The following is a 920-nucleotide window of genomic DNA, read 5'->3' on the forward strand; positions in this document are numbered from 1 at the left end:
ATTTCAAGGCGCGTGTGCGCGCGGTGCCGGAGAACGGCGCCGCCAATACGGCGCTGGAGCGGATGATGGCGAAGGCGCTTGGCGTGCCGGGATCGGCGGTTTCGGTGGTGGCCGGAGGCACGTCCCGGCTTAAGACGCTGCGGATCTGGGGTGATGCGGCTGAGCTGGCGAAGAGCGTCGAGGCGCTTTCCGGGTAATCCAAACTTGAGAGGCGAGGCGGGCCAGCGCCCGCCTCTGTCCTGCCGGACATTCCCCCCGCTTGGGTTCCTACTCGGGGGAGATCGGCAGTTTCAGCCCCGGCGCTTCAGTCTCCCAGCGGCAGCTTCGGATCGTCGACCTTCAGCGTATTCACGCTCTGCTTGATGCGGCGCAGGTTCTCCAGCACCTTCGGCCCGCGCGATTCCGCCACCGTGGTGGCGATCATGTCGAGAATGGCAAGCAGCGCGTAGCGCGACGAGGTCGGCTTGTAGATATTCCCGTCCTCGAAAGACTGCAACTGGATGACCGTGTCGGCGACCTTGGCCAAAGCCGAATCGGGCGCGGTGATGGCGACGGTGGCTGCGCCATATTGCTGCGCGACCTCGACCGCCTCGATGACCGAGCGGGCATAGCCCGAGACCGAGAAGGCGACCAGCGTCGTCTCCGGTGTCGCGACCGCCGCATACATGCGCTGTAACTGGCCGTCGACCTGGGCGAGCGCCGAGAGGCCCAGCCGGAACAGCCGATTTTGCATCTCCGTCGCCATCATCGAGGAGATGCCGCCGGAGCCGATGCACAGCACATTGCCGGAACCGGCGATGCGGGCGCCGACAGCCATCAGCGTCGTCATGTCGAGATTTTCGCTGGCCCGCTGGATGGCGGCGACCGCTGCCTCGGTAATGGCGGAAGCGATGCGCTGCTCGCGCGCGTCGCGGCTGAGC

At 66.4% G+C, this 920-nt stretch carries 2 protein-coding genes; one reads left to right on the plus strand and one right to left on the minus strand.

The features are described 5' to 3' along the window. Nucleotides 1-197: DUF167 family protein (locus EOA79_RS32265; protein WP_206639304.1), on the plus strand; the 197-nt coding region annotated here is incomplete at its 5' end. A 107-nt stretch (nt 198-304) separates the two neighbouring features. On the opposite strand, the gene EOA79_RS32270 is transcribed toward EOA79_RS32265, so the two are convergent. After that, nucleotides 305-920: MurR/RpiR family transcriptional regulator (locus EOA79_RS32270; RefSeq protein WP_164894083.1), on the minus strand; the 616-nt coding region annotated here is incomplete at its 5' end.

This window comes from Mesorhizobium sp. M1A.F.Ca.IN.020.03.2.1, assembly GCF_004023205.1.
Taxonomy (GTDB): domain Bacteria; phylum Pseudomonadota; class Alphaproteobacteria; order Rhizobiales; family Rhizobiaceae; genus Mesorhizobium.